This window comes from Nocardia sp. KT25-26, from assembly GCF_056627695.1.
The window spans coordinates 1708586-1734686 of record NZ_CM152813.1 but is presented as its reverse complement, the minus strand read 5'-3'; the positions used below and the strand labels follow the sequence as shown (position 1 = coordinate 1734686).

The window sequence follows — 26101 nt, the reverse complement described above, 5'->3', positions numbered from 1 at the left end:
CTCGACGCCGCGAGCCGGCGGCTGCTCTAGGCGAGCTGTCTTTCCGGCCGGTGCTGTCGTTGCTGTTGCCAAAACAATCCCAATCCCTCTCGGACGCGCACGACGTCCTCAGCGGTTCCCATGAGTTCGAAGCGATACAGGTAGGGCACCCCGCACTTGCGCGAGATCACCTCACCCGCATAGCAGAAGGTCTCCCCGAAGTTCGTGTTGCCGGCCGCGATCACACCGCGCAGCAGGGCACGGTTGTGCGGGTCGTTGAGGAACTTCGCGACCTGCCGCGGGACGAAGGCCTTGTCGGGCCGGTCCGCGGCGCCGCCGTGCTGCCGACTGCCCAGCACGTGCCGGCCACCCCCATAGGTGGGGCAGATCAGCACGTAGGGCTCGTCGACCCGCAGCGAGTCGGCGGTGTGCAGTGGTATGCGTGTGGCCGGTAGTCCCAGCTTCTCGACGAAGCGGTGGGTGTTCTCCGACGCACTGGAGAAGTAGACAAGGCCCCCCGCTTCCTGATCGGTTGTTCGGGGGGACATGTCACCTCCCGAGGTCAAGCCGCGGCGACGGCGAGAGCTTTGATGCGATCCGGGCGGAAGCCCGACCAGTGGTCATCGCCGGCCACCACGACCGGCGCCTGGAGGTAGCCCAGGGCCATGACATAGTCGCGCGCCTCGGCGTCGGTGGAGATGTCGACCACCTGGTAGTCGACGCCCACCTTGTCGAGGGCCTTGTAGGTGGCGTTGCACTGGACGCAAGCGGGCTTGGTGTACACGGTGATGGTCATCGAGTTCCCTCCTGGTGATCCGTATGCAGTGCACGGTCCTACGTCAACTGCGCAAACTCCTGGATCGGCCACGGAAACCCCTGTTCGCACCCCTTCCCGGCGGGCCCGAACGGCGCTGACTCCGTATCGCGTTCCAGTACCGAAGACACTACACCTAGTGGCCGACAGAATCACCCAACACGAGATGTTGCGAGTCACAAAGATGGAATTCCGCGGAGGTAAGTCCCAGGACGCTCGATTCCGCCCCAGCTCACGACGTGTCACAGATCACTATGAACCCCAGAGCGAGCGTCCAGCAAACCCATGCCGACACGCCGGGCGGCACCGTGGCGGCGCGTCGCACGGACCCCCACGAGCACAGCGAAAGGGCGCCGCATCCTTCCGGACGCGGCGCCCCTTCGGCACCTGTCGACTCTACTCCCACGGTTCGGTCCGGCGGGCGACAGGCCCTGCCGTCTTCACCCCGGAGCGGTCAGGCGGTGGTCACACCTTCCCGGGCGGCGACGAGGAGTTCGTGCACAGCCCCACCGAGCTGGGTCAGCGCCTCGGCATCCTCGCGCGGATGGGTCTCGCCGAACCGCTCGCCGATCCCGCCGAACCGCGCGCCGGCCGCCGCCACGACGGCACCGCCCGCCACGCCGACGGCCTTCACTGCATCGCCGTGCGACCATTCGGCGGCCCGCGGGCTGATCGACGCACTGATCACGCCGACCGACTTGCCGCGGATGGCACCCGCGCCGTACGGGCGCGAGATCCAGTCGATCGCATTCTTCAGGACAGCGGGCAGCGTGCCGTTGTATTCCGGGGTCACCAGCAGCAGGCCGTCCACCTCGGCCACGGCGGCCCGCAGCGCCTCGGCGGCCGCCGGCACGGAACCGGGGACGTCGATGTCCTCGTTGTAGAAGGGAATGTCCCCGAGACCTTCGTAGATGCGGAGTTCGGCGCCCTCGGGAGCGGTCTGCACCGCAGCCTCGGCGAGCTGCCGGTTGATCGAGGCGGCACGCAGGCTACCGACGAGAACGAGGATGCGGGTCTGGCTCATGGCGACTCCTGGTGTACTCAGTGGGGTGTCCGAAGTTTCATCAGACAATAACCGGACCGCAGTCCGAATACTTCCCTCGGAGCCCGCGTGAACCCTGTGACCTCCCCCACGCCATCGGCCGACGAACCGAGTCCGCCGATCCTGCCCGGTCCCGGCACCTCGCTGATCCCGGTCGACGAGCCGGTCGAGCGGGCCGATGCGGCACGCAACCGCAAGCTGCTGCTCGACGCCGCCCAGCAGCTGGTGCGCGAACAGGGCGCCGACAATCTGACCATGGATGCGCTGGCCCGCCGGGCCGGCGTCGGCAAGGGCACGGTGTTCCGCCGTTTCGGCACCCGGACCGGGCTGATGCTGGCGCTGCTCGACCACTCCGAGCGCAAGTTCCAGGCCGCATTCATGTTCGGCCCGCCGCCGCTGGGCCCGGGCGCACCGGCGGTCGAGCGGCTGGTGGCGTACGGCCGCGCCCGGCTGCTCGACATCGAGGTGGAGGGCGATCTGCACCGGGCCGCGGAACTCGGCGAAGGCCGCTACAGCGGTGACCCGTACGCCCTGCAGAAGGCACATCTGATGATGCTGCTGCGAGCCGCCGACGTCCCCGTCGATACCGGACTGCTGGCCGATACGCTGCTGGCCACCCTCGGGGCCGGACTTGTCACCCATCAACAGCACGTCCTCGGCTACAGCCGGGACCGGATCGGCGACAACTGGGAGTACCTGGTGCGGTCCCTGGTGCCGTCGGCCGCGAGCTCGGCGACAGCACCGACATCGGAGCGGCCGCCGCAGTAGAGTGGACCGCCATGGGGACGCTGCGGGAACAGATCATCGCCGAACTCGGCGTGCAGTCCGATATCGAGCCGAAAGCGGAGGTCCGGCGCCGGGTCGACTTCCTGAAGGACTACCTGCAGGCCACACCTGCGAAGGGCTTCGTCCTCGGGATCAGCGGCGGCCAGGACAGCGCCCTCACCGGGCGGCTGTGCCAGCTCGCCGCCGAGGAGCTGCGCACCGAAGGCCACGACACCGAATTCCTGGCCGTCCGGCTGCCCTACGGTGTCCAGGCCGACGAGCACGATGCGCAGGTCGCCCTGAAGTTCATTCAGCCGGACCGGTCCGTGGTGGTCAATGTGCGGCCCGGTGCGAATGCGGTGGCCGACGAGGTCGCCCGGGCGGCCGGGCGGGCCCGGCTGCGTGATTTCGTCCGCGGCAACATCAAGGCCCGCGAACGCATGGTCGTCCAGTACGCCCTGGCCGGCGAGGAGAACCTGCTCGTCGTCGGCACCGACCATGCCGCCGAGGCGGTCACCGGCTTCTTCACCAAGTTCGGTGACGGCGGTGTCGACCTGACCCCGCTGACCGGTCTCACCAAGCGCCAGGGCGCCGCCCTGCTGCAGGAACTCGGCGCACCGGCGAGCATCTGGTCGAAGGTCCCGACGGCCGATCTGGAGGACGACCGCCCCGCCCTCCCGGACGAGGAGGCCCTGGGCCTGCGCTACACCGAAATCGACGACTATCTCGAGGGCAGGCCGGTCACCGACGCGGTGACCGAGCGGATCGAGCGGATCTACACCAACACCCGGCACAAGCGCACCGTCCCGGTGACGCCGCTGGACACCTGGTGGCGGTGACCGGTCAGCCGCCGGCGAACGGTGGGAGGACGTCGACCCGGTCGGTCAGGCGCGTGGCCGGGTCGCGGGTGAGTTCGTCACCGACCAGGTAGGCGCAGACACTCAGCATCTTGTCCAGGTCGGTGCCGTAGGTGCCGGTCAGGGCGGCTCGCAGGTCGGCGACCGTCGCCTCGGGCGGCAGTTCGAGTGATTCGGCAGTCTTGCCGACGGCGTCGGCGATGGCGGCGAAATAGCGGACCTCAACCACCGATGGCTCCCATCGTCCGTTGCGGGGGCACGAAGTCGGCGGCGTCGATGCCGTGGCCCGCCCACTTCTGCCACATCGCACCACGCCAGATCTCGGCGAGTTCGTCGTCGTCGGCGCCGGAGCGCAGGGCGGTACGTACGTCGAACTCCTGATCGCTGAACAGGCAGGAGCGCAGCATGCCGTCGGCGGTCAGCCGAGTGCGGTCGCAGTCGGCACAGAACTTCCGGGTGACAGTCGCGATGATGCCGACGGTGCCCGGGCCACCGTCGACGAGCCATTTCTCCGCGGGCGCCGCGGGATCGGCGCGACCGATCGGGGTGAGGTCGAAACGGGTGCCGAGCACGTCGAGAAGTTCAGCGGCGGTGACCATCTGATTGCGGGCCCATTCGTGGTCGGCATCCAGCGGCATCTCTTCGATGAACCGCAGTTCGCAGTCCTCGTCGAGACACCAGCGCAGCAGATCCGGTGCACCGTCGAGGTTTTCGCGCATCAGCACCGCGTTGACCTTCATCGGCGCCAGCCCGGCCCGGCGGGCGGCCCGGATTCCGGCCAGCACCGAATCGAGGCGGTCGCGGCGGGTGAGTTTCGCGAAACCGAGCCGGTCCACGGTGTCGAGTGAAACATTGACGCGGCCCAGTCCGGCGTCGACCAGCCCGCGGGCCCGGTGTTCCAGGCCGATCCCGTTGGTGGTCATGGCCAGGGGCACCTCGGGCACCCGCTCGTGACAGCCGGCGATGATCTGTTCCAGGTCGCGGCGCATCAGCGGTTCACCGCCGGTGAACCGGACCTCGCGGATCCCGAGCTCACGCACGGCGAGAGCGACCAGCCGGGCGATTTCCGCGGCGGAGAGCAGTTCGTCGCGCGGAATGGCGGGCAGCCCCTCCTCGGGCATGCAGTAAGTACAGCGCAGCGAACACTTCTCGGTGATCGACACTCGCAGGTCCCGCGCGACCCGGCCGAACCGGTCCACCAGCAGCGGAGTTTCGGGACGACCCGCCGAATCGGGTCGCCCGGACCGTACGGCGGGAATCCCCATATCGACGAGCGTCATCCGTCCATTATGCCTCGTATCCACCTCACTGCACGGCGGGCCGGGCGGTGAGAAAATGCCGGGTGCGAGCACGCACCGGGCACGCGGCACGGCCTAGGCTGGTCGCATGAGTTCCCGCTCCGGCGGACCCCCGGTCCGTAGCGTCGACGACTACCGCGACACCGTCGCCCACCTGCTGCGCCCGCTGGCGGCGCGCACCGCGGTGCCGGCACCGCCGGCCGAAGCGCTCGGCCGCACCCTGGCCGAGGATGTCGCAGCCCCGATCGACCTGCCGGTGTTCCGGAATTCCGCCATGGACGGCTATGCGGTCCGGGCCGCCGACGTCGCGACCGTTCCGGCTCGATTGCCGGTCGCCGGGGTGGTGCCCGCGGGCGCTCCGGGCGAGGCGCCGTTGCCGGTCGGCGCCGCCTGGAAGGTGATGACCGGCGCTCCGATTCCGCCGGGTGCGGATTGCGTGGTACCGGTCGAAGACGTCCGGGCCGAGGGCACCGATATCGTCGTGGAGCGTGGACGCTCCGCCGGGGAGTTCGTCCGGGAGCCGGGAACCGATGTGCGGGCCGGCGCACCGCTGGCGGCGGCCGGAACGGTACTGGCCCCGCGGCACATCGCCGCGCTCGCCGCGGTGGGCCTGCCCGAGATCCCGGTGCGGCCGACGGTGCGGGCCGCGGTGATCACCACCGGGGACGAGCTGATGCCGCCGGGTACCCGGCTGGCGCCCGGCCAGATCTACGACTCGAACGGGATCGCGCTGGCCGCCGCGCTGCGGGCCGATGCCGTCTCCGTGGTCGAGGTGCTGCACAGCAGCGACGACCCCGGCGAATTCGAGAACCTGCTGAAGACCGCCACCGGCGCCGCCGATGTGGTGTTCACCTCAGGCGGCGTCTCGCAGGGCGATTTCGAGGTGGTAAAGGATGTGCTGCGCCCGCTCGGCGGCACCTTCGGGCCGGTGGCGGTGCAGCCGGGCGGGCCGCAGGGTTACACGGTGCTGCACGGGGTGCCGATTCTGAGCTTCCCCGGTAACCCGGTCAGCACGGTGGTGTCCTATCTGGTGTTCGCCCGGCCGTCTCTGCGCGAACTGGCGGGCCTGCCACCCGCCCGGCGCTGGGAGTTGCCGCTGCAGGAGCCCGTGCGTTCCCCGGCCGGGCGTCGGCAGTTCCTCCGCGGGCGGCTGGTCGGCGAACCGGACCGGCCCGAGGCCGTCGACCTGGTGTCCGGCCCCGGTTCCCATCTCATCGCGGCAATGGCCCAGGCGGATGTGTTGATCGACATACCCGCCGAGGTCACCGAACTGCCGGCCGAATCGACTGTGCGAGTGTGGTCGCTGTGAACGAACTGTCCCATGTCGACCGGGAAGGTCGCGCCCGCATGGTCGATGTGAGCGCCAAGAGCGATACCGCCCGGATCGCGGTCGCCGCCGGCGAGCTGCAGACGACCGCCGAGGTGGTGGCGCTGGTCCGGGCCGACGACATGCCGAAGGCGGATGTGCTGTCCACGGCGCGGCTGGCCGGAATCGGCGGCGCCAAACGCACCTCCGAACTGATTCCGCTGTGCCACCAGCTGGCGTTGTCGTCGGTGAAGGTGGAGTTCGGGTTCACCGCGGACACCATCACCATCGAGGCCACCGCGAAGACCAAGGGGCCGACCGGCGTAGAGATGGAGGCGCTCACCGCGGTGGCGGTGGCCGGTCTCACTCTGCACGACATGGTCAAGGCCGTGGATCCGGCCGCCACCTTGAACGGTGTCCGGCTGCTCACCAAAGAGGGTGGTAAGCGCGGACATTGGGTTCGGCCGACGGCCGGCGCGGGCATGCACCCGGCGGCGGCCCAGACCGCGCCCGACCGGTTCGACGCCGATGCGACCCGGTCGGCCGTCGTTCTGGTTGCCTCCACCCGGGCCGCGGCCGGCACCCGGGCCGACACCACCGGCCCGAAACTTGCCGAATGGCTGGCCCGGGAAGGGTTCTCGGTGCGCGGACCACTCGTCTACGCCGATGCCGACATTGCGGCCGGGCTGGCCGATGCGCTCGGCACGCAGCCCGATCTGGTGATCACCACCGGTGGCACCGGCGCTGCGCCTGCCGACAGTACACCCGAGGCCACCCTGGCGATTCTCGACCGGGAACTGCCCGGTGTCGCGGAAGCGATCCGGCAGCGGGGCACCGCGAAATTCCCGCTCGCGGCGCTGTCCCGGGGCGTCGCCGGCCTGGCCGGGCGCTCGGTGATCGTGAACCTGCCCGGCTCCCCCGGCGGGGTGAAGGACGGCATCGCCGTACTGGAACCGCTGCTGGACCATCTGCTCGCCCAAGTTTCCGGAGGCGGACACCATGACTGACAACTCGCTCGTCCGGCTCACCGCGATCAGCGAACATCCGCTCGAACCGGCTGCCGCCGAAGCCGCGGTCACCGGGGCGGAACACGGCGCGGTGGTGGTGTTCACCGGCAAGGTGCGCAACCACGATGGTGGCCAGCAGGTTTCGGCACTGGAGTACTCGGCGCACCCGCAGGCGGACCGGTTCCTGCGGGACTGCTGCGCCGAGGTGGCCGCGGCGGCCGGTCTGCCGGTCGCCGCCGTGCACCGGATCGGATCGCTGACGGTCGGCGATCTCGCGATCGTGGTGGCGGTCGCGGCGCCGCACCGCGCCGAAGCGTTCACGACCTGCGCCGAGCTGGTCGACCGGATCAAACACGAGGTGCCGATCTGGAAGCGGCAACTGTTCGCCGACGGCATGTCGGAGTGGGTCAACGCCTGCGGCTGAACCGCAGCTCAGTGCGCGACATACCGCCACACGCTGAGCATCGACTGTTCGTCGAGGGGATCGGGACCGGCGTGGACGGTCTCGCGTAGCCGGTCGTAGGCGGCGTCGGTGTCCAGGCCGGTACCGATCAGGACGAGATCGGAGGTGCGGGCCGCACCCCGGGACCAGGTACCCGGTGTCACCTCGATATGCCGACCGACCAGGTGGAACACGAATTTGCGCTGCTCACCGGAGACGCCGAACCCGGCGACTCCCTTGGCGCGGAACACGCCGGGCGGCGGGTCCTCCAGGAAACCGATCAGGGCGCGCGGATCGAGGGGTTGTTCGGTGCTGAACGACACCGAGGTGTATTCGTCGTGCAGGTGCCGGTGGTCCGGGGCGGAGTGGTCGTGGTCCTGTTCGCGCAGCAGTTCGTCGAAGCTGAGCTGCCGCGCGCCCGGGGTCCGGTCCCGCGGCGGTTCGTCGAACAGCAGGGCCGGGTCGACCCGGCCGTGCGTGGTCGCATGCACCGGGACCTGGCCGGCGTGCGCGACGATCCGGGTGCACAGTCGGGCGAGTTGCTCCGGGGACACCCGATCGGCCTTGTTGAGCACCACCAGGTCGGCGAGCTGCAGATGCGACCACAGTTCCGGATGCCGGTCACCGGTCTCCGGGAACTGTTCGGCGTCGACGACCTCGATCAGGCCGCCGTAGCGGATCCGGGGATTGTCACTGCCGACCACCATCCGAATGAGGTTGCGCGGTTCGGCCAGCCCGCTGGCCTCCACCACGATCACATCGACACCGCTGCGCGGCTGGGACAGCCGGGCGAACAGGTCGTCGAGTTCGCTGACATCGACCGCGCAGCACACGCATCCGTTACCCAGCGACACCATGGCGTCGACCTGACCGGCCACCAGCATCGAGTCGATGTTCACCGCCCCGAAGTCGTTCACCACGACACCGATCCGGGTGCCGCGCTCGTCGTGCAGCAGGTGATTGAGCAGGGTCGTCTTCCCCGACCCGAGATATCCGGCGACGATCACAACTGGAATCACCCGACCATTCTGCGGCATCCGGCCGACACCGTTCCCGCCCCGTGAGCCCCGGGTGAGCGCCGCCACCGGGAACCGAGCTGCGTGGTTGCGCTCCGCTACCGCCTCCGGCCCACCGGGATCAGTCGGTGTTCGATGCGACTGACCCCCGAGGGCCTGCGTGGTTACGCTCCGCTACCGCCTCCGGCCCACCGGGATCAGTCGGTGTTCGATGCGACTGACCCCCGAGGGCCTGCGTGGTTACGCTCCGCTACCGCCTCCGGCCCACCGGGATCAGTCGGTGACGGCGGTGAACAGCACGCCGGCCAGGGCGTAGGCGAGGTCGATCAGCTCACCGGTGATCTGGGAGTCGTCCATGCCGAGCGAACCGGCCAGCGGGATCAGAAGTTCCACCACCCGCATGATCGGGCCGCCGAGGTCGCTCACTCCCGAACCGCTGTCGGCCTCCGGTGCCTCGGCCTCCGGCTGCGGCACGACCGGCGCGGTTCGTGGCTGTGGCACAGGCCGCTCCGGCACCTCCGACTGCGGCGCGGGGTCCGCCCCCCCACCGGGCGGCCGCAGACTCGCCGGTTCCGGCCGCACCTCGTCCGGCGAGGGAATGCGCACCGGTGGCGGCCCGGACCGTCCCGGCACCGAAGAACCCAGCTCGAACGGCACCTCCGAAGACCCGGCCCCGACATCACCCTGCCCCACACCCTCATCACCGGCCACCTCGGCCGGGACCGACGAACCCAGCGAGAACGGCGCTTCCGACGATCCGCCTGCCACGCCCGGCTCCGCGGCCCGGTCACCGGCATCGGCCACCTCGGCCGGCACGGATGAGCCCAGAGAGAACGGCACGTCCCCCGATCCCGTTTCGCCCGACCCGGACGGCACCTGCTCCGCAGCAGCACCCTCCGACTCCGCCGGCACCGAAGACCCCAGCTCGAACGGCACCTCCGAAGACCCGGCCCCGACATCACCCTGCTTCGCACCCTCGTCACCGGACACTTCGGCCGGGACCGACGATCCCAGCGAAACCGACGGATCTCCCGACCCGGACGGCGCCTGCTCCGCAGCAGCACCCTCCGGCTCCGCCGGGACCGACGACCCCAGCGAGAACGGGGCCTCCGATGATCCGGTCGCCGCGTCGTCCGACGGTGCGGCCGCGAGCGCCGGTGGCTCGGTCCCGGCCGCGGGGCGTCGGTCGGACCGGGTGCTGGAGTCCGGTGATGCTGCAGGTGGCACGGCTGCTGGTGGTGCGGGCTCCGTCTCGTCCCGAACGACGATCGGGGTAGCGGGCAGGGGATCTGCTCCGGTGGCAGGACGGTCGGGTCCGCCGGGTGAGGGTGCAGTGCCCTGGGCAGGTTCTCGTGCCTCGCCCTCCGGGGTGACATCGCCTACCGGGGCAGCCGCTTCGGGCTCGGTGCCGGCGGAGTCCGCAGGTGCGACACCGGGTGCCGGGGCGGGACCGCCGGGCGCATCCACCGCGCCGGGCGCCGGAACCGCCGAGGCACCGGGCGGCTCGACAAGGGGCGACTCCGGTTCCGCCGGGGGCACCGGGTCCGCAACCGGAGGAGCCGGATCCGGCGCGGCTTCCGGGGTGGCCGGGGTTTCGCCGCCGGACGCGGGCAGCGGGGCGGGCGCGGGCTCCGGGACGGCGGGCTCCGGTGTCCGCTCACCGGCGGGGGCCGGGATCGGGGCGACGGCCCGGTCCACCGTATCCGGGATCGGGACGTCGAGGAGGTAGCCGGCGATGCCGGTGGTGATTGCGACGGCGTGCCGCAGCTGTCCTTCCGGGGACACCAGCAGCGCGGCGTCCTCGGGGTTGGCGCCGTTGCCCATTTCCACGAACACCAGCGGCACGGTGGTCAGGGCGGGGCCGGCGATGTCCGTGCGGGTCAGAATCCCGTCCGGGCCGGCGTAGGGGGCGGGCGGGATGTCGGCGGCACGGTAGGCCGCCCGCATGGTCTCGGTGGCGGCCCGCCCGGCAACCGACTGCGCCAGGTCGGCGGCGGGGTCCGGCAGGGGCAATTCGGGCACGATGAGGTGGAAGCCCCGGTGCTCCGGTGGCGCACTGTCGGCGTGGATGCTCACCGCGAGGGATGCCCCGGACCGTCCGGCGGCGCGGGCGCGTTCGTCGATGCAGCCGCCCCAGCCGGTGTCGTCGGTCCGGCTGAGCACCACGCGGGCGCCGAGGTCTTCCAGCGCGGTCCGCACCAGCTGCGTGACCTGCCAGTTGACGGTGTGCTCGGGCACGCCGTCGACCGTGGTCATCCCGGTGGTCTGGCAGTCCTTGGTGCCACCGCGGCCGTTGTCCACCTGTCGGGTGAGGTCCTCGTTGTGCTCGGTGCCCTGGTGGCCGGGATCGAGGAAGACGGTGAAGCCGGCGAGCCGGGCCGTATCGGTTTCGGCCGGTGCGGTCTCGCCGTGTGCGGCGGGTGCCACGGCGGCGGCGAGTACCAGCGCGAACGTGGCGGCACAGGCGGATCCGAAGCCGGTGGTTCTGGTGATCATCGGTTTCATGTCGGTCGGCATTCCGGGAGACGGAACGCCCCTCCCTTCCCAGTGGTAACACCAAACCCAGTGGTTCACTGTTGCCCCAGAAGAAAGCACAGAGCAAGCACAGTTATCGAACTGTGACAACCGATAGTCAATGGTCAGACGCCCAGTACGGACATCCGGACCGGAATCAGGCAACCTCCGGCAACCGGCGCAGCGACCGCAGGGCGTAGTGCACCCGGGTCTTCACCGTGCCCACCGGGACCCCGAAGTCGGCCGCCACCTCCCGGTACCCACGATCGCGCAGGATCACCTCCACCACGGCGGCCCGCTGCGGCGGCGGCAGCCGGTCGAGCAACTGGGTGATCAACATCCCGTCCACCAGCCCGTCCACGAAGTCCGGGCTGCTGCACCGATGCGCCTCCGCTTCCCCGGCCTCATCCCAGCCGACCGCCACCGGCCGGATCGCCCGGGCCCGGTGGGTATCGATTAGGACATTGCGCTCGATGGCGAGCAGCCAGGTCCGTAGCGCGCCACGGTCCGCGTCGAAGGTGGCGCAGGCCCGCCAGGCCCGCAACAGGGTCTCCTGCACGACCTGTTCGGCTGCGCCAGCATCGCCCAGTCCGCGCAGCGCCCGCCAGTAGAGCAGCCGATGCTCGGATTCCAGCACCGCTGCGAGGCCGGCTCGCGTGCACAGCCCGGCACACCGGGCACCACAGGCATTGTCACGTCGATCGATTCTGCGAACTTCTCCCATACTCGGATATCGCAGCACCCGATGTGAATGACATCACATCGAGTGAATTCACATCGAAACACGCCGATTCACCGCAGCGCCCCCACCGACGGGGCGACTGCGCAAGAATCGGGAGCCGAGGAGTTGGGCGGCCGTTGTCGACCGGGCCGCCGTCGACACATTGGACATCCACGCATACCCGACCGACGCACAGATCCCGGTCGACGAGGCCGAAGCGGGCCACGTCGCCGATCGGCAACTGCCGCCGCCCACCCCCGGCACCGAACGGCGAATCCTCGAGTTCGACGACGGTTTCGCGGTGTTCGCGGTACCCGCACCGGCACCGGGCGAGGCCGTCCCGCCACATCCGCGACCGGTCGGCGGTTCGGTGTATGTGATCGACCGCGCCACCGGTGCGATATCCCTCTGGCCGACCTACCCCTACGAACTGATCGCGCTGCAGTACGCCTGCAGTCGTCTGGTCATCGCCGACCGGTGGCCGGACGAGGACGAGATGGCTGAATTGAATACATAGCGATTCGTGCATACCATGGCGGCGGTTCTACGAGAGAGGTGAAGCCATGGGTGCCCGACATTCGCACGATCACACGCATACCCACGCGGTGAGCGCCGACAGCGACCGGCGCTGGCTGGCCGGTGCGCTGGCCGTGATCGTGGCGTTCCTGATCGGCGAGGTGATCGTCGGGCTGATCGCCGGATCGCTGGCGCTGCTCTCCGATGCCGCGCATATGACCACCGATGCCGCGGCGATCGCGCTGGCCCTGGCCGCGATCCGGTTGGCCGCCCGGCCGGCGGCGGGCCGGATGACCTTCGGCTGGAAGCGCGTGGAGATCCTGTCCGCCCAGGCCAACGGCCTGACCCTGCTGCTGCTCGCGGCCTGGCTGACCTACGAGGCGATCCGCCGGATGTTCGCCCCGCCGGACGTGCACGGGCTGCCGGTGCTGATCACCGCGCTGGCCGGGGTCGCGGTCAACCTGCTGGCCACCTGGATGATCAGCCGGGCCGACCGATCCAGCCTCAACGTCGAAGGCGCCTTCCAGCACATCCTCAACGACCTGTTCGCCTTCATCGCCACCGCGGTCGCCGGTCTGGTGATCATGCTGACCGGGTGGGCCCGGGCCGATGTGATCGCCACCCTGATCGTGGTGGCCCTGATGACCAAGGCGGGCGTCGGCCTGATCCGGGCCTCCAGCCGGATCTTCCTGGAGGCGGCGCCGGAATATCTGGACCCCGAGCAGGTGGGCCGCGATATGGCCGCGCGCGACGGTGTCACCGAGGTACACGACCTGCACATCTGGGAGATCACCTCGGGCTCGCCGGCACTGTCGGCCCACGTGCTGGTGGAGTCCGGTTTCGACTGCCACGCGGTACGTGAAGACGTCTCCGCGATGCTGTCCCGCGACCACCACATCGAGCACGTCACCCTGCAGGTGGACCACGCCAACCCGGAGGTCCTCCAGGTCGGCGCACCACCGCGGGAACGTCACTGCGCCGACAACGGCGAACCGGCGCCCGGCGCAACCTACCGGCCCTCGGAAGCCACGACCTGATCCCGACGGTGCCGAAAACACCGATGGCCATCCCAGTGCACGGGGGACCTCCGCGCAGTAGGTAGCGGTCCCCCGTGCCCGACGACAGGACCACCGCCGAATACCGGACACCCGCCTCGGGGCCGAGCCGCACCCAGCCGATCACGGTCGCACCAGTAGAACCGCGCGTCGTCGAAGCCGGCCGTGAGGCCCGCATCCACAGCGTCGACGAGCGGATCTCCGGCGCGACTACGCCCGGCTGATCGTCACGGTCGGCGGCGGCCGAACAGCATCCGGGCGCTCAGGGCGGCGAACCGGAGATGGTCCGGCCAGGTCTGCGGACTCCGGGCCAGTGAGTCGACCGTCTCGACGCCACCGGTGACCGGCCGCCCGGCGAACCGGTCGGCGAGCCAGGCGACCGAGCGCGGCGCGGCCAGGAACTCCAGCGGCAGATGCGAACCGCGGCGGACCCGCACGTACTGCACCCGGGCGCCCGCGGCCAGATACCGCCGGACATGGGCATCGACATCGGCCACCGCGATCACCTCATCGGCGATGCTCTGCACCACCAGCATCGGCATCGCCGGTGCCCGCCTGCCCGGTTCGATATCGGCCAGCACCCGCCGCAGCACCGGCTGGGCGAGCAGATCCGGCAGGCCGTCGCGCAGATGCCGATGGATGTCCCGGCGTGCGAACCGTCCCAGCAGGGCGAAGGTGCTGCGGCGTTCGGTCTCGGCGAGCCATCCCCGATAGCGCTCGTCGAGCGAACTGCCCAGCAGCTCCGCCAGCTCCGGATAGGCGCGGCAGAGGCCGGCGGTGAACACGGCCGCGAAACCCGCGAACATGCCGCCGTTCAACCGGGTGAAGGCGGCCGCCGGATCCCCGACCGGAGCCCCGGCGACGGCGCCGACCACGGTCAGCTCGGGCGCGTATTCGGCCGCCAGCTCGGCGGTCCACGCCGTCGCCAGTCCGCCGCCGGAGTACCCCCACAACCCGACCGGCGTGTCCGGCCGCAGCCCGGTCTCGGCGTGGTTCAGGCAGGCGCGGATCCCGTCGAGGGCCCGGTAGCCGGGCTCCCGGGCCACACCGAACCGGCCGTCCATGCCTTCGTGATCGGGTATCGACACCGCCCAGCCCTGCTGCAGCGCCAGGGCGATGATCGGCAGTTCCAGCACCGCGATGGCGCCCGGCGCCCAGGTGCCGCGGCGCAGCGCATACGAGGGAAAACACTTCGCCGCGACGGCGTCGATGGCGCATTGGAACGACACCAGCTGTCGCCCGGCCACCGGCGCCGGGCCGGGCGGCAGCAGCACGGTGGTCAGGGCGACCTCGGGCACGCCGTCGAGGTCGCAGGTCCGGTAGAGCAGTTGCCAGGCGGTGACGTCCTGCCGGATCAGGCCGAACAGGGCGATCTCGACCCGCCGAGCCCGGAAGACGGTGCCCGGTGCGGCCGCGGCCAGGTCGTCGGGAACGGCACAGAACGGATCCTGCCCGGGCAGCAGCGGGGTGGTTCCCCCGGACGACGACTGCACCCGGGGGAACGATTCGACGGCGGTACTCGTCACAGGCGGCCGCTTCCGCCGATGAACCACGGGTTGAACGTGCAGTCCAGTTGCGGATGCGCGGCCGGATCCAGGGCACGCAGCGCAATCGAGGCCGCGCGCGGCGAATACATCATCGTCAGGTGATCCGACAGGTCCTGTTCACAGCCCGCCTGCAGGGTGATGTTGTCGACCGGGGCGTCCGGGCCCGGTCGCAGGAAGGTCCAGTCGTAGGGGTTGGTCACCTCGTCGTAGCGGGTGCCGACCGCGGTGTACTCGACGCCGGGCAGGGTGTCGCCGCCGGCATTGAGCGGCCCGTAGAACGGTGATCCGACGGCCTGCTCGATATTCGATTCGCCGACGATCGGCCGATAGAAGCCGAGGATGTCGATGCCCAGGTTGTTGATCATCCGGCCCAGCGTCGCCATACCCATCAGCGAGGTGCCGTGATGGGTGGCGCCGAAGGTGATGAGCTTGCCGACCTTGCCGTGACCGCCCTCGAACTTCATGTACTGACGAGCGATCGTGCCGCCCTGCGAGTGGCCGATGATGTCGACCTGCTCGGCACCGGTGGCGGCCAGCACCCGGTCCACGAACACCGCCACCTGCCGGGCGGATTCGGCCATCGGCCCGACACCGTAGCGGCCCGGCAGGATCGCACCGAGGCCACCGCCCTCGAGCAGGCCGGAGCGCCCGTAGTTCAGCGCGAACACGCAGCGGCCGGTGTCGGCCACCTTCGGGGCGAGATAGGAGAAGGTGTCGTAGGCGTTGAGCCAGGTGCCGTGCAGCAGCACCACCGGACGGGCCTGTGCGGAGGCCGGTGCGCAGTCCCACCGGTTGGTGGCCGGCGGTGCGATATCGGGATGCAGCAGCCCGTAGGCGAAAGCGGCCAGCGGAGCGCTCTGGGTCGGCCCCTCGCCGACGGTGTCGGTGGCCCGGCTGGACACCGACGATCCGGCGGAACTGCCGGATCCGCTGCCCGAGGCACTCCCGGTTGCGGCGATGGTGGTGGGCCGGCCCTGCGGGGTCATCGGCGCGGCGGCGTCGAAATAGGCGGCCAGCGATTCGAGGGTCGGCTCCAGCGGCGGCTCGGCCTGCGCCGGGGTGGCACCGAACGCCACCGTGGCGGTCAGTGCCGCGGCCAGCGCCGACCCGCGCAGCGCGCGCCGCAGCATGTGCGTCGTTGCAGACATGGGTTCACTTCCTGTTCGTGCCGCCGAGGATCCGGAGGCACTGATCAGCGAATGTATGACCCCCGACACACCCCCGTCACTGCACAGGCGACCGAGAATTCCGAGCAGACTTCGTCGCCCGCGACAAGATCTGTCACGATCGACTGCAGGACACCTATGGCGGCCTGTCGTACGGCACAATCGGCCTCATGCTCGTCGATAGTCCTGCGTCGTCCACTGCCCTCACGACCCGCCTGCTCTCCCGGTGGAACCAGATCGCCGAGCGCATCCTGGCCGAAGGCCTCGACAGCGCCGCACCGGCCGAACTACCCGACGGGCACTTCAACGCCGAGGTGCTGCCGACGATCTACGCCTGTGGCCGCGCGGTCCTGGAGGCCATCGCCGCCGACCGGGAGTTCACTCGCGCCGAGATCGCCGCTTTCGTCGCCCCGGTCGCCGAACGCCACGCCGAGGACCGGCTGCCGCTGCCGATGCTGATCGGCGCGATCCACGGTTCCGCCCAGGCGGTGCTGGCCGAGGCCGCGGCGTTGGCGACCCCGGCGGAGATGAGCGATCTGGTCGTCGTGGGCAGCCGGCTGCTCGATCTGCTGATGTACATCAACCTCACCGTGGTGGAGAGCTACACCGAGGTGGAGAAGTCGATCTACCACGCCGAGCGCGAGGCCCGCCGGGAACTGTGTTCGGCCCTGGTGCGCGGTGTTCCGGCGGAGGAACTGGCGGCGCGGGCCGATACGGTGCTCGCCGAGCACTACACCGTGCTGGCGGTGCATCTGCACGAGCCACCACGGCCGGCGAGTGCCGAGAACATGCTCACCCGCCGCCGGATCCGGGTACTGCAGCATGCCTTGGACGAGCTCACCGGCACCACCACCCCGGCCACCTTCGACGGCCGGACCGGTATCGCCCTGATCACCGAACTACCCGCCTCATCGGACAGCGACGAACGCCGGTTCGCGGCCCTGGCCGAGCAGCTCGGCGAGAAGTTCGGCGCACCGGTACATCTGGCCGAATTCCCGGCCGTCGCCCGCGCGGATATTCCGGCAGCCGCCGGTGATGCGCTCGAGGTGGCGGAGCTGGCACGGATGCTCGGCCGGCCGGGCGGCAGCTACCGGCTCGACGATCTGCTGCTGGAATACCAGCTCACCCGGCCGGGACCGGCGCGAGATCGCCTGGCACAGCGCATCACTCCGCTGTTGAACAGTCCGCATCTGATCGAGGCGCTGCAGGCCCATCTGCGATTCGGCGCCGACCGGAAAACGGCATCGAAGCGAATTCACGTGCACCCCAACACCTACAGCTACCGACTGCGTCGCATTGCCGAACTGACCGGCCTGGACCCGGCGGAACCGCGGGACTCGCGGATGCTGGCGGCCACTCTCACCCTGCATAGGCTGGATTCGCACGCGACTTCGTAACCACTGATCCATCGATAGCTACGAAATTGCCCGGCATCCGACCTTTCGGTCGAATACCGGGCAATGCGTTTCCCGACAGGGAAAGTCTTACAGGTAGGCACCACAGACGGGCCAGGCACCGGCACCCTGGCCGGCGAGCACGTTCTCGGCCACCCGGATCTGCTCGGCCTTGCTGGCGTTGTGCGCGTAGCCGGTACCGCCGTAGGCCTCCCAGGTGCTCTGCGAGAACTGCAGGCCGCCGTAGTAGCCGTTACCGGTGTTGATGGCCCAGTTGCCACCGCTCTCGCACTGTGCAACGGCATCCCAGTTGTTGGCCGAGGCGGTCGCGGTGGTCAGACCGGCCGGGACGGCAACCATGGCGCCGGCGACGGCGGCGAATCCGAGAGCACGGGTGATCTTGCGGTTGAAAGACATAGGATTTCCTGCCTGCGCCCACCGGCTCGGCGATTCCGCCGGGCCCCTGCCCCCAGTTCTGTCGGGGTAACCCGGAATCGCGGGGCAGGGTTGCCGGCGTTCAGCGATTCGGGCTCGACCCGGGATTGCCCGAGCCGGATCCGAATGTAGCCAGAAAGTCGCCGATGGTCACGTGGCGATAACGGCACGGATACGGAACGGCCTCGCCTGCTGAATTCGGACATCCACCCGCTCAGCACGGGAAACCCCGGAAACACATTCGCGTAGTTATCCGAGCGTTATGTGTTATAGCTCACGGGAAAAATGTGACCCGGCACACGTTTTGAATGGGGCCCGGGCGGGGTAATCATTCCCGGATCAGGCGATGTTCCTTGGCCACCGCCACGGCCGCAGCCCGGGTCTCGACCCCCAGCTTGGCGTAGATCCGGCCGAGATGGGTCTTCACCGTGGCCTCGCTGATGTGCAGTGCCCGGGCGATCTCCCGGTTCCCCAGGCCGCGCGCGAGCTGCGCGAGGATATCCAGCTCGCGCGGGGTCAGGTCGCGCTGCGGATTCCGCAGGCGGGCCAGCACCCGGTCCGCCACCGGAGCCGACAGTGTGGTGCGGCCCTGCGCGGCGGCGTGCACGGCCGCGAACAGTTCTTCGGGGCGCTCAGCTTTGAGCAGGTATCCGGTCGCACCGGCGTCGATCGCCCGGCTGACGTCGGCATCGGTGTCGTAGGTGGTCAGCACCAGAACGTGCGGTACCGGTGGCTCCGCCGAGGTGATCTGCCGGGTGGCGACCACCCCGTCCGGTTCGGCACCGAGCTGCAGGTCCATCAGGACCACATCCGGCCGCAGGCGCCGGGCCAGCGCCACCGCCGCGGCGCCGTCCGCGGCCTCCCCCACCACCTCGATATCGGGCGCGCTGTCCAGCAGGGCACGCAGCCCCGCCCGCACCACCGCGTGGTCGTCGCAGATCACCAGGCGCACGGATGCGGTCACGGTTCCTCCATCGGGACGGCGGCGGAGAGCACCGTGCCCTCGCCGGGAGCGGACTCCAGGGTGCAGACACCACCGAGTTGACGCACGCGCGCCCGGATCGCCGGTAGGCCGTGCCCGTGCCCCGACGCAGCGGCACCGGCGTGGCCGGGGTCGAATCCGCGGCCGTCGTCGGCGATATCGAGCACCACCTGATCGCCGAGAAAGCTCAGCGTCACCGTGGCGTGAGCGGCTCCGGCATGCTGCACCACATTGGCCCGGGCGCCCTGGGCGATCCGCAGCAGTGCGGCCGCCGGCCGCTCCGGCAACGGCACCGGGACGCCTTCGACATGGCATCGCACCACCAGCCGGTCGGAACTCGTCCGATCGGCCAGTGCCGCGAGCGCGCCCGGCAGGGAGCCGCTGTCCACCAGATCGGCGGGCGCCAGATCCTGCACGAACCGGCGCGCCTCGGTGAGATCCCGGGCCGCGGCCGCGGTGGCGGTGTGCAGATGGTCGCGGGCCCGGACCGGATCACTGTCCCAGAGCCGGTCAGCCGCCTGCAGCAGCATCTGCTGACTCGACAACCCCTGAGCCAGGGTGTCGTGGATTTCCATCGCGAGCCGCTGCCGTTCGGCCAGCATGCCTTCGCGGCGTTCGGTAGCGGCCAGTTCCCGGCGGGTGCGCCGCAGGTCGTCGATCAACGCCGCCTGCTGTTCGGCCTGCCGGCGCATGGCCACGAACAGGGCGGTGGTCACCGCGGCCACGGCCGGCGGCGCCAGCAGCAGATTGGGGTCGGCCCAGCCGGCCAGCCGGATCTGGGCGAACACGACCAGCGCGGTCAGTGCGGCCACCAGCGCCACGGCGACCCGCTCCGGCAGGATGCGCAGCCCGGTGTAGACCAGCGGCACCGCACACCAGGCGAAGCTCGGCGCCAGCAACACCAACGCCGCCCACGCGGCGACCAGCAGCGCGAACCACGGTACGGACCGGGGGCGCCACCCCTCACTCACCGCATACAGCACCGCCGCCGCCAGGGACAGCCCCAGCACCGCCGGGAGCAGGGCACTGTCCGGGTGCCGCAGCACGAACCGCAGCAGCGAGGCCGCCAGCAGCACGTAGAAGGCACTGTGCACGATGACCGCGAGCAGCCGGGCGCCGTCACGGGACTCGGCGGCATCCGCCACGGCGACCACCTCCTCGGACCTCTCGCCGCCCCCCATTTTCCCCGACCGCCGGGCGCCGGAATCATCCGATCGGACGACACGCCGGTCCCCCGGACGCGCCCGCGGATCGACCCGGTTCGCCGATGCCGCCGGACCCGCATCGCCACAGGATGGAGACAGATCAACCGAGCAACAGGAGCACAGATCATGGCACTCAGCACCCGCACCCGGCTGGCCGTCGGCACCGCCGCCACCGCAGTCGTCGCCGGCGTCGTCGGCGCGGTCACCGTCCAGGCCGACGAACCGAACCCGGCCACCCGCACCCCGGTCGTCGCAGACCTGGCCGATGATCAGCTGCAGCACAGTACGCATCTCACGGCGGCGGCGGCGAACACCGCCGCGCAGGCGGCATTCGACGCCGCGGCCGCGGAGAATCAGCGGATCAGTGTCGCGGTGGTGGACCGCAACGGCAACACCGTGCTGCTGTTGCGCGGCGACGGCGCCGGGCCGCAGTCGTTCGAATCCGCCGAACGCAAGGCGTTCACCGCGGTGTCGTGGAATGCGCCGACCGCACAGCTGACCGGGCGGCTCGACAGCGCCCCGCAACTCGCCGACATCCCCGGCACCCTGTTCCTGGGCGGCGGCGTCCCGATCACCGCCGACGGCGCCCCGATCGCCGGAATCGGTGTCGCGGGTGCGCCCAGCGGCAGCCTGGACGAGAAGTTCGCGCAGGCCGGCATCGCCGCCCTGAACCAGAGCTGATTCCTCCGGTGCACCGGCCGTGACCAGACGTTTTGGTCGATCGACTGCGAGTCGGCTATGGTATGTCGGCGCTGTTCATCACGGTGGACCGCAGTTCGAGGCCCCGTCGTCTAGCGGCCTAGGACGCCGCCCTCTCAAGGCGGTAGCGCGGGTTCAAATCCCGTCGGGGCTACTACAAAAGCTCCCGGCCGATCCGTCGGCCGGGAGCTTTCGTCGTCTCAGCGACGCGTCACGGTCGTGGGCAGCGAAGCGAAACCCCGGTTGTTCGAGGAATGGATCCGCACCGCATTCGCCGCGTCGATCTCGTAGTCGGCGACCGCCGCGACGATCTCCTGCAGGGCCACCCGCAGTTCCAGCTGGGCGAGATTGTGGCCCAGGCAGTGGTGCCGGCCGCTGCCGTAGACCAGCGAGCCGGCCGGGTCCCGGTCGAGATCGAACACCTCGGGCCGGTCGAACACGTCCGGGTCCCGATTGGCCGATCCGGTGAGCAGCAGCATCCGTGCACCGGCCGGAATGTCGACATCGTGCAGCCGCACCGGTGCGGTGCTGGTCCGCAGATGCGCCTGGGTGGCCGGGTCGTAGCGCATGGATTCGGTGATCCAGTCGTCGATGCGGCCGTCGGCGAAGACGGCGCGGCGGGCGTCCGGGTGTTGCGCCGCCGTGTGCCAGGCATTGCCCAGCGTCAGCATCACGGTCTCGATTCCGGCGCCGACCAGCAGAATCAGTACCCCGACGATCTCCTCCGGGGTGAGCCGGTCGTCACCGTCGGCGGCGTCGAGCAGCCCGGAGAGCAGATCGTCGGTGCGATGCTGCGCCCGTTCCATCGTCAGCTCGGTGTAGTAGCCGACCAGGGCGCCGATGGCCTGCATGGCTTCCGGGCTCAGGTCGGTGGACTCGGCGTCGGTGTACATGATCTGCATACCCAGTTTGCGGACCAGGTCCCGATCCGCCTCCGGCACACCGACCAGTTCGGAGATCACCTCGGTCGGGAACGGCCCGGCGAACTCCGACATCAGATCGAAACTGCCCCGGTCCAGCAGCGGGGCCAGCTGGGCGCGGGCGATCTCGCGCAACCGGGGCTCCAGCTCCTGCACCCGCCGCTGAGTGAAGGCCCGCACCACCAGTTCACGCATCCGGGTGTGCTTCGGCGGATCCATGGCGACGAAGGAGAAGAACTTCTCGGCCTGCGGCCCCCAGAACGCGGGTTCCATCCGCAACCCGTTGACACTGGAGTAGTGTTCCCAGTCACGCAGGGCAGCGAGCACATCGGCGTGCCGCGACAGCGCCCAGAAGTCGTCGGCTTCGTTGCGGTAGACCGGGGCCTCGCTGCGCAACCTGGCATAGTAGGGGTACGGATCGGCCTGGACATCGAAGTCGTAGGGGCTGTACTGCAACGGCATGAAGGACCTTCCGCGAGGTGCGGCGCCGGCGGTGCCGGGGCCGGGCTGTCAACAGCAAACAGTAGTCGGAAAAGGAAGGGGCGCGATGGAGTTCGACACCAGTAAGCCTCATCCGGCCCGTCGCTACGACTACTGGCTCGGTGGCAGCGCCCACTTCGCCGCCGACCGCAAATCCGCCGACCAGGTGGCGGCCGCGTTCCCCTCGGTCCGGCTCGCCGCGCTGGAGAATCGCAACTTCCTGCGCCGCGCGGTGACCTACCTGGCCGGCGATGCCGGTATCCGGCAGTTCCTGGATATCGGGGCGGGACTGCCGACCGCCGGAAACGTGCACGAGATCGCCCAGCGCATCGCCCCCGAGAGCCGGGTCGTCTACGTGGACAACGACCCGATCGTGCTCTCGCACGCGCAGACCCTGCTGGACAGCGACCCGGCCGGTGCCACTGCCTATCTCGAGGCCGATATCCGGGATCCGGAGTCCATCCTGGGCCATCCGGAACTCGCCGGCGTGCTCGATCTCGGGCAACCGGTCGCGTTGATGCTGGTCGCCGTGCTGCACTTCCTGCCCGACGCCGAGCACCCGTACGAGCTGGTGCGGCGGCTGCGCGACGCGTTGCCCTCCGGCAGCTACGTCACCATCAGCCATGCCACCAACGACCACCTCGATCCGGAGGACCTGGCCGACAGCATCGTGGCCAATCAGCGCAGCGGGGTGCCGTTCCAGTTGCGCTCCAGCGTCGAGTTCGGCAAGTTCTTCGACGGTCTCGAGCTGGTAGAACCCGGGGTCACCTCGGTGATCGATTGGCGCCCCACCGAGTGGCGCGCCCATCCGCGCGCCGAGGCGGTATCGATGCTGTGCGGGATGGCGCGGGTTCCCTGACGGCTCAGCCGTGCAGCGCCTGCGTCGTCGCGGCATCGGCCGGATAGAACGCCTCGAGATGCAGTTCGTCGATGGTCACATCGGTTGCCGATGTCACCGAGGCCACGATGCTGAAGAACGACAGGTCACGATCGCCGACGCGCAACTGCAGCGGTAACACCACATCGGTGCGGGCCGGGGTTCCGGCATCACCACCGGGATAGTCGCGCAGTTCCGCGAGCAGCGCGCGCAATCCGGGGTCCCCGGTGCGGTCGAGCCGATGCCGCACCTGGCTGAGCAGATGTGCCCGCCATTGCCCCAGATTGCGGATCCGTGGTGCCAGACCGCGGGGGTGCAGTGAGATGCGTAGTGCGTTCACCGGTGGTTCCAGTAGCTCGGGGGCACATTCGGCGAGCAGCAGGTCGGTGGCCGCATTGCTGTCGACCACGTCCCAGCAGCGGTCCAGCACCAGTGCCGGATGCGGCAGCTGGGCATCCAGCAGGCTCCGGAACGCATCGCTGACCGCGCGCAGCTCGGGCGCGGCCAGATCCCGCCGCCCGTAGCGGGGCGCGAACCCCGCCGACAGCAGCAACTCGTTGCGTTCCCGCAGCGGCACATCCAGGTGGCCGGCCAGCCGGTCGATCATCTCCCGCGTCGGTTTGGACCGGCCGGTCTCGACGAAACTGAGGTGCCGCGTGGAGATCTCGGCTTGTGAGGCCAGCTGCAGCTGGCTCATCCGCCGGCGTTCCCGCCAGCTACGCAGCAGGGGTCCGATCGAAGGTTCGGCGGTGGTGGTCACGGCTCGAGCGTATCCAGCACCTCCGGACCGGGCGCGGCAGTTTCGGCGGCGCGAGCGAACCGGCGGCCACGGACGCCGATCAGCTCGCGCAACTCCGCGGGCGCGACGACCACGAAATCGGCGTCCACCGCGCCGAGAGCCAGGACAGCCCAGTCGAGTGAATCGGTACGCAGCTGCATCCGGCTCCGGCCGGGACCGAGTTCGGTCACAGTGCACCAGCGGCCGATTCGGTGGCCGACGATCGCGGCCGGAGCGTCGATCACGGCATCCACCGCATACCGATCGCGGACGGTTCCGATGCCGCGGCGGACGAAAGCCGCCGCATCCGCGTCGGGCAGGTCCCGCGGGCGGAACCGGCTGCCGGTGCGCGCCGGCCGGTCCAGCCGATCCAGCCGGAAGGTGCGCCAATCGTGCCGGGTGAGGTCGTAGGCCACCAGGTACCAGCGGCGGCCGAGTGAGACCAGCCGGTGCGGCTCCACCTCGCGGTCGCTGGTGCGGCCGTCCGCTGCGGCATAGCCGAATCGGATCCTCTCGTCGTCCCGGCAGGCCAGGGCGATATCGGTGAGGTACGCCGGGTCGACACCGGGGACCGGCGGGCCGCCCCATCCGGTCGGCACGGTCATCGCCCGCAGGGCGTCCACCCGGCGCCGCAGTCTCGGCGGCAGCACCTGCACCACCTTGGCCAGCACCCGGACCGAAGGTTCCGCCAGTCCCTCTACTGCGCCCTGGGACGCCGCCTGCAGGCAGACGGTGAGCGCGACCGCTTCTTCGTCGTCGACCACCAGCGGCGGTAGTGCGGCCCCGGCGGCGAGCTGGTATCCCCCGTCGACACCGCGGCGGGCGTCCACGGGATAGCCCAGCTCCCGCAACCGATCCACATCGCGGCGCAGGGTCCGCGCGGACACCTCCAGACGGTCGGCGAGTTCGCCGCCGGGCCAGAAACGGTGGGTCTGCAACAGCGAGAGCAAGCGCAGCATTCGGGAACTGGTGTCGGCCATATTTTCATTCTGGCCGCAATTGCGGACGAAAACTGACCGTTTGTGTTTCTAACGTAGTTCTCGACCCGCCGGAGACGGCAACCGGGCAGAGGACACACGACGAAGGGAACACCGATGACGAGCACCGCAACCGAGACCACCGTGACCGGCGAGCGCGCGGACCTGCTGGCGGCCCTGGCACAACACCGGCACTTCCTGCGTTTCACCACCCGGGATCTCACCGATGAACAGGCCGCGGCCACCCCGTCCGCCAGTGAGCTCTGCCTCGGCGGGCTGATCAAGCACGTTGCCGCGGTGGAGCGGAACTGGGCCCGATTCATCACCGAGGGTCCGTCTGCGATGCACAACTTCGAGGAGATGACCGAGGCCGATTTCGCGGCTCGGGCCGATCAGTTCCGGCTGCTGCCGGGTGAGACGCTCGCCGGGGTCCTGGCCGACTACGCCGAGGTCGCCCGGCGCACCGACGAACTGGTGACCGAGCTGCCCGATCTCGATGCCGACCACCCGTTGCCGGCCGCGCCGTGGTTCGAACCGGGCGCGCGCTGGAGCGCTCGCCGGGTTCTGCTGCACATCATCGCCGAGACGGCCCAGCACGCCGGCCACGCCGACATCATCCGGGAGACCCTGGACGGGGCGAAGTCGATGGGCTGAACCCGGCAGCTCAGCCGATGCCGGTCGAGATGTCGACGACCACCTGCTCCTCGGTGACCTCACGGACGGTCACCGAGGCGCCGTCGGCGGGCTGGGTCTCGCCGACCGTCGTGGTCATCTCCTGTCCGCCGACCCGCAGCGTGACCCGGTCGCCGTCGACCGCGACCAACTCCAGGTCGATACCGAGGACCTGGGCGTTCGCGCTCACGCCGCGTTCGAAGGTGACCGTGCACCCGCTCACCTGGCACTCGGTTCGGGTACCCAGCCCTTCCACAGTGCACGCGGTACCGAAAACCGCGGTGAGGGCCAGAAGAACCGATACTGCTGATCGCCGAGCGTGCACGACGACCACTGTAGCGGGCTCGACACCGGTCGGCCGTCGCGCGCGGTGCGGGTGATCAGCCCACGGTCCGGCCACCCGCCCGGTCCGGCCCCGGTGTCCGGCAAGCGAACCTGGTGCGCGCATGCGCCTTTCCCCTGGTCGACAGGGTGAACATGACAGACTGACCGCCATCGGTAACAACTTCGACGACACCGGTCTCGGGCACGCTGAGATCAGCTCTCAGTTCCTTCACAGACGCTACGATAAGAATGTGACCCGACCGTAGACCGCGCGGCGTCAGCTTACGCTGTGTGAAACGCTGCCGATAGGACT

At 70.0% G+C, this 26101-nt stretch carries 28 protein-coding genes, 1 tRNA gene and 1 pseudogene; 13 read left to right on the top strand and 17 right to left on the bottom strand.

The genetic code is table 11. From position 1 onward, the window contains the following. Positions 1 to 26 precede the first annotated feature (26 nt). The 3 genes from nrdI to AC1HFH_RS07935 all read right to left on the bottom strand — a co-directional run bounded on the left by nrdI (position 27) and on the right by AC1HFH_RS07935 (position 1817). Entirely contained in the window at positions 27 to 527 is a 501-nt protein-coding gene (gene nrdI, locus AC1HFH_RS07945; protein WP_480246782.1) for a class Ib ribonucleoside-diphosphate reductase assembly flavoprotein NrdI, read from the bottom strand. A gap of 14 nt (positions 528 to 541) precedes the next feature. Further along, positions 542 to 775 carry a redoxin NrdH gene (locus AC1HFH_RS07940; RefSeq protein WP_480246781.1) on the bottom strand — a complete coding sequence of 78 codons (234 nt, stop codon included), beginning with the start codon at positions 773 to 775 and terminating at the stop codon, positions 542 to 544. 472 nt (positions 776 to 1247) lie between these two features. After that, entirely contained in the window at positions 1248 to 1817 is a 570-nt protein-coding gene (locus tag AC1HFH_RS07935; protein WP_480246780.1) for an NAD(P)H-dependent oxidoreductase, read from the bottom strand. An 87-nt stretch (positions 1818 to 1904) separates the two neighbouring features. Here AC1HFH_RS07935 and AC1HFH_RS07930 point away from each other — a divergent pair, with 87 nt between their 5' ends. Further along, on the top strand, positions 1905 to 2603 hold the full coding sequence (locus AC1HFH_RS07930) for a TetR/AcrR family transcriptional regulator (RefSeq protein WP_480246779.1): 699 nt from the start codon (positions 1905 to 1907) through the stop codon (positions 2601 to 2603). 11 nt (positions 2604 to 2614) lie between these two features. Next, on the top strand, positions 2615 to 3439 hold the full coding sequence (nadE, locus tag AC1HFH_RS07925) for an ammonia-dependent NAD(+) synthetase (RefSeq protein WP_480246778.1): 825 nt from the start codon (positions 2615 to 2617) through the stop codon (positions 3437 to 3439). A gap of 4 nt (positions 3440 to 3443) precedes the next feature. Here the strand turns inward: nadE and AC1HFH_RS07920 are convergent, their stop codons facing one another. Together AC1HFH_RS07920 and moaA are read right to left on the bottom strand one after the other, a co-directional pair. Then, positions 3444 to 3686, bottom strand: coding sequence for a MoaD/ThiS family protein (locus AC1HFH_RS07920; protein WP_480246777.1), 243 nt, complete (start codon positions 3684 to 3686; stop codon positions 3444 to 3446). Continuing rightward, the gene (moaA, locus tag AC1HFH_RS07915) at positions 3679 to 4737 is read right to left on the bottom strand and encodes a GTP 3',8-cyclase MoaA (protein WP_480246776.1); all 1059 of its coding nucleotides are present in this window, start codon (positions 4735 to 4737) and stop codon (positions 3679 to 3681) included. Before moaA ends, AC1HFH_RS07920 begins: the two co-directional genes overlap by 8 nt. Before the next feature lie 106 nt (positions 4738 to 4843). Between moaA and AC1HFH_RS07910 the strand changes: the two genes are divergently transcribed. Genes AC1HFH_RS07910 through AC1HFH_RS07900 form a run of 3 tightly spaced genes read left to right on the top strand, consistent with a single transcriptional unit; the run spans position 4844 to position 7492 of the window. After that, complete coding sequence (locus AC1HFH_RS07910) at positions 4844 to 6064, top strand: molybdopterin molybdotransferase MoeA (protein ID WP_480246775.1); 1221 nt, start codon at positions 4844 to 4846, stop codon at positions 6062 to 6064. Between the two features lie 38 nt (positions 6065 to 6102). After that, complete coding sequence (gene moaCB / locus AC1HFH_RS07905) at positions 6103 to 7068, top strand: bifunctional molybdenum cofactor biosynthesis protein MoaC/MoaB (protein WP_480247766.1); 966 nt, start codon at positions 6103 to 6105, stop codon at positions 7066 to 7068. Beyond that, positions 7061 to 7492, top strand: a complete 432-nt coding sequence (locus tag AC1HFH_RS07900) for a molybdenum cofactor biosynthesis protein MoaE (protein ID WP_480246774.1) — start codon at positions 7061 to 7063, stop codon at positions 7490 to 7492. Before moaCB ends, AC1HFH_RS07900 begins: the two co-directional genes overlap by 8 nt. Before the next feature lie 8 nt (positions 7493 to 7500). Here the strand turns inward: AC1HFH_RS07900 and AC1HFH_RS07895 are convergent, their stop codons facing one another. The 3 genes from AC1HFH_RS07895 to AC1HFH_RS07885 all read right to left on the bottom strand — a co-directional run bounded on the left by AC1HFH_RS07895 (position 7501) and on the right by AC1HFH_RS07885 (position 11677). Continuing rightward, positions 7501 to 8547 carry a CobW family GTP-binding protein gene (locus AC1HFH_RS07895; protein WP_480246773.1) on the bottom strand — a complete coding sequence of 349 codons (1047 nt, stop codon included), beginning with the start codon at positions 8545 to 8547 and terminating at the stop codon, positions 7501 to 7503. 252 nt (positions 8548 to 8799) lie between these two features. Then, positions 8800 to 11022, bottom strand: a complete 2223-nt coding sequence (locus AC1HFH_RS07890; RefSeq protein ID WP_480246772.1) for an N-acetylmuramoyl-L-alanine amidase — start codon at positions 11020 to 11022, stop codon at positions 8800 to 8802. A gap of 175 nt (positions 11023 to 11197) precedes the next feature. After that, positions 11198 to 11677, bottom strand: a complete 480-nt coding sequence (locus AC1HFH_RS07885) for a sigma-70 family RNA polymerase sigma factor (protein ID WP_480246771.1) — start codon at positions 11675 to 11677, stop codon at positions 11198 to 11200. Positions 11678 to 11924: 247 nt separating this feature from the next. Between AC1HFH_RS07885 and AC1HFH_RS07880 the strand changes: the two genes are divergently transcribed. The 3 genes from AC1HFH_RS07880 (at position 11925) to AC1HFH_RS07870 (ending at position 13556) form a co-directional block, all read left to right on the top strand. Further along, on the top strand, positions 11925 to 12278 hold the full coding sequence (locus AC1HFH_RS07880; RefSeq protein WP_480246770.1) for a hypothetical protein: 354 nt from the start codon (positions 11925 to 11927) through the stop codon (positions 12276 to 12278). A gap of 46 nt (positions 12279 to 12324) precedes the next feature. Next, on the top strand, positions 12325 to 13314 hold the full coding sequence (locus AC1HFH_RS07875) for a cation diffusion facilitator family transporter (protein ID WP_480246769.1): 990 nt from the start codon (positions 12325 to 12327) through the stop codon (positions 13312 to 13314). A 74-nt stretch (positions 13315 to 13388) separates the two neighbouring features. Then, positions 13389 to 13556, top strand: coding sequence for a hypothetical protein (locus tag AC1HFH_RS07870; protein WP_480246768.1), 168 nt, complete (start codon positions 13389 to 13391; stop codon positions 13554 to 13556). 3 nt (positions 13557 to 13559) lie between these two features. Here AC1HFH_RS07870 and AC1HFH_RS07865 read toward each other — a convergent pair whose 3' ends face one another. Both AC1HFH_RS07865 and AC1HFH_RS07860 read right to left on the bottom strand, forming a co-directional pair. Then, positions 13560 to 14858, bottom strand: coding sequence for a lipase family protein (locus AC1HFH_RS07865; RefSeq protein ID WP_480246767.1), 1299 nt, complete (start codon positions 14856 to 14858; stop codon positions 13560 to 13562). Beyond that, complete coding sequence (locus AC1HFH_RS07860; protein WP_480246766.1) at positions 14855 to 16027, bottom strand: lipase family alpha/beta hydrolase; 1173 nt, start codon at positions 16025 to 16027, stop codon at positions 14855 to 14857. The genes AC1HFH_RS07865 and AC1HFH_RS07860 overlap by 4 nt, the downstream gene beginning before the upstream one ends. 188 nt (positions 16028 to 16215) lie before the next feature. On the opposite strand from AC1HFH_RS07860, the gene AC1HFH_RS07855 reads away from it, so the two are divergent. Further along, complete coding sequence (locus AC1HFH_RS07855; protein ID WP_480246765.1) at positions 16216 to 17442, top strand: PucR family transcriptional regulator; 1227 nt, start codon at positions 16216 to 16218, stop codon at positions 17440 to 17442. Between the two features lie 90 nt (positions 17443 to 17532). On the opposite strand, the pseudogene AC1HFH_RS07850 reads toward AC1HFH_RS07855, so the two are convergent. The 3 genes and pseudogenes from AC1HFH_RS07850 to AC1HFH_RS07840 all read right to left on the bottom strand — a co-directional run. Then, positions 17533 to 17856, bottom strand: a pseudogene (locus AC1HFH_RS07850) (transglycosylase family protein); the annotation flags it as partial. Between the two features lie 346 nt (positions 17857 to 18202). Continuing rightward, positions 18203 to 18838 (bottom strand): response regulator, encoded by a 636-nt coding sequence (locus tag AC1HFH_RS07845; protein WP_480246764.1) that lies wholly within the window; start codon positions 18836 to 18838, stop codon positions 18203 to 18205. Continuing rightward, the gene (locus AC1HFH_RS07840) at positions 18835 to 20001 is read right to left on the bottom strand and encodes a sensor histidine kinase (RefSeq protein ID WP_480246763.1); all 1167 of its coding nucleotides are present in this window, start codon (positions 19999 to 20001) and stop codon (positions 18835 to 18837) included. The genes AC1HFH_RS07845 and AC1HFH_RS07840 overlap by 4 nt, the downstream gene beginning before the upstream one ends. Positions 20002 to 20187: 186 nt before the next feature. Between AC1HFH_RS07840 and AC1HFH_RS07835 the strand changes: the two genes are divergently transcribed. Both AC1HFH_RS07835 and AC1HFH_RS07830 read left to right on the top strand, forming a co-directional pair. Then, positions 20188 to 20742 (top strand): GlcG/HbpS family heme-binding protein, encoded by a 555-nt coding sequence (locus tag AC1HFH_RS07835; protein ID WP_480246762.1) that lies wholly within the window; start codon positions 20188 to 20190, stop codon positions 20740 to 20742. A gap of 99 nt (positions 20743 to 20841) precedes the next feature. After that, a tRNA-Glu gene (locus AC1HFH_RS07830) sits at positions 20842 to 20914 on the top strand. Between the two features lie 46 nt (positions 20915 to 20960). On the opposite strand, the gene AC1HFH_RS07825 is transcribed toward AC1HFH_RS07830, so the two are convergent. Continuing rightward, the gene (locus AC1HFH_RS07825) at positions 20961 to 22142 is read right to left on the bottom strand and encodes a cytochrome P450 (RefSeq protein ID WP_480246761.1); all 1182 of its coding nucleotides are present in this window, start codon (positions 22140 to 22142) and stop codon (positions 20961 to 20963) included. Positions 22143 to 22227: 85 nt separating this feature from the next. Between AC1HFH_RS07825 and AC1HFH_RS07820 the strand changes: the two genes are divergently transcribed. Beyond that, entirely contained in the window at positions 22228 to 23019 is a 792-nt protein-coding gene (locus AC1HFH_RS07820; protein WP_480246760.1) for an SAM-dependent methyltransferase, read from the top strand. Positions 23020 to 23023: 4 nt separating this feature from the next. Here AC1HFH_RS07820 and AC1HFH_RS07815 read toward each other — a convergent pair whose 3' ends face one another. Together AC1HFH_RS07815 and AC1HFH_RS07810 are read right to left on the bottom strand one after the other, a co-directional pair. Next, complete coding sequence (locus AC1HFH_RS07815) at positions 23024 to 23797, bottom strand: helix-turn-helix domain-containing protein (RefSeq protein WP_480246759.1); 774 nt, start codon at positions 23795 to 23797, stop codon at positions 23024 to 23026. After that, entirely contained in the window at positions 23794 to 24795 is a 1002-nt protein-coding gene (locus tag AC1HFH_RS07810) for a helix-turn-helix transcriptional regulator (RefSeq protein ID WP_480246758.1), read from the bottom strand. The genes AC1HFH_RS07815 and AC1HFH_RS07810 overlap by 4 nt, the downstream gene beginning before the upstream one ends. 114 nt (positions 24796 to 24909) lie before the next feature. On the opposite strand from AC1HFH_RS07810, the gene AC1HFH_RS07805 reads away from it, so the two are divergent. Next, the gene (locus AC1HFH_RS07805) at positions 24910 to 25446 is read left to right on the top strand and encodes a DinB family protein (RefSeq protein WP_480246757.1); all 537 of its coding nucleotides are present in this window, start codon (positions 24910 to 24912) and stop codon (positions 25444 to 25446) included. Positions 25447 to 25456: 10 nt separating this feature from the next. On the opposite strand, the gene AC1HFH_RS07800 is transcribed toward AC1HFH_RS07805, so the two are convergent. Then, complete coding sequence (locus AC1HFH_RS07800; protein WP_480246756.1) at positions 25457 to 25687, bottom strand: hypothetical protein; 231 nt, start codon at positions 25685 to 25687, stop codon at positions 25457 to 25459. Positions 25688 to 26101: the final 414 nt, after the last annotated feature.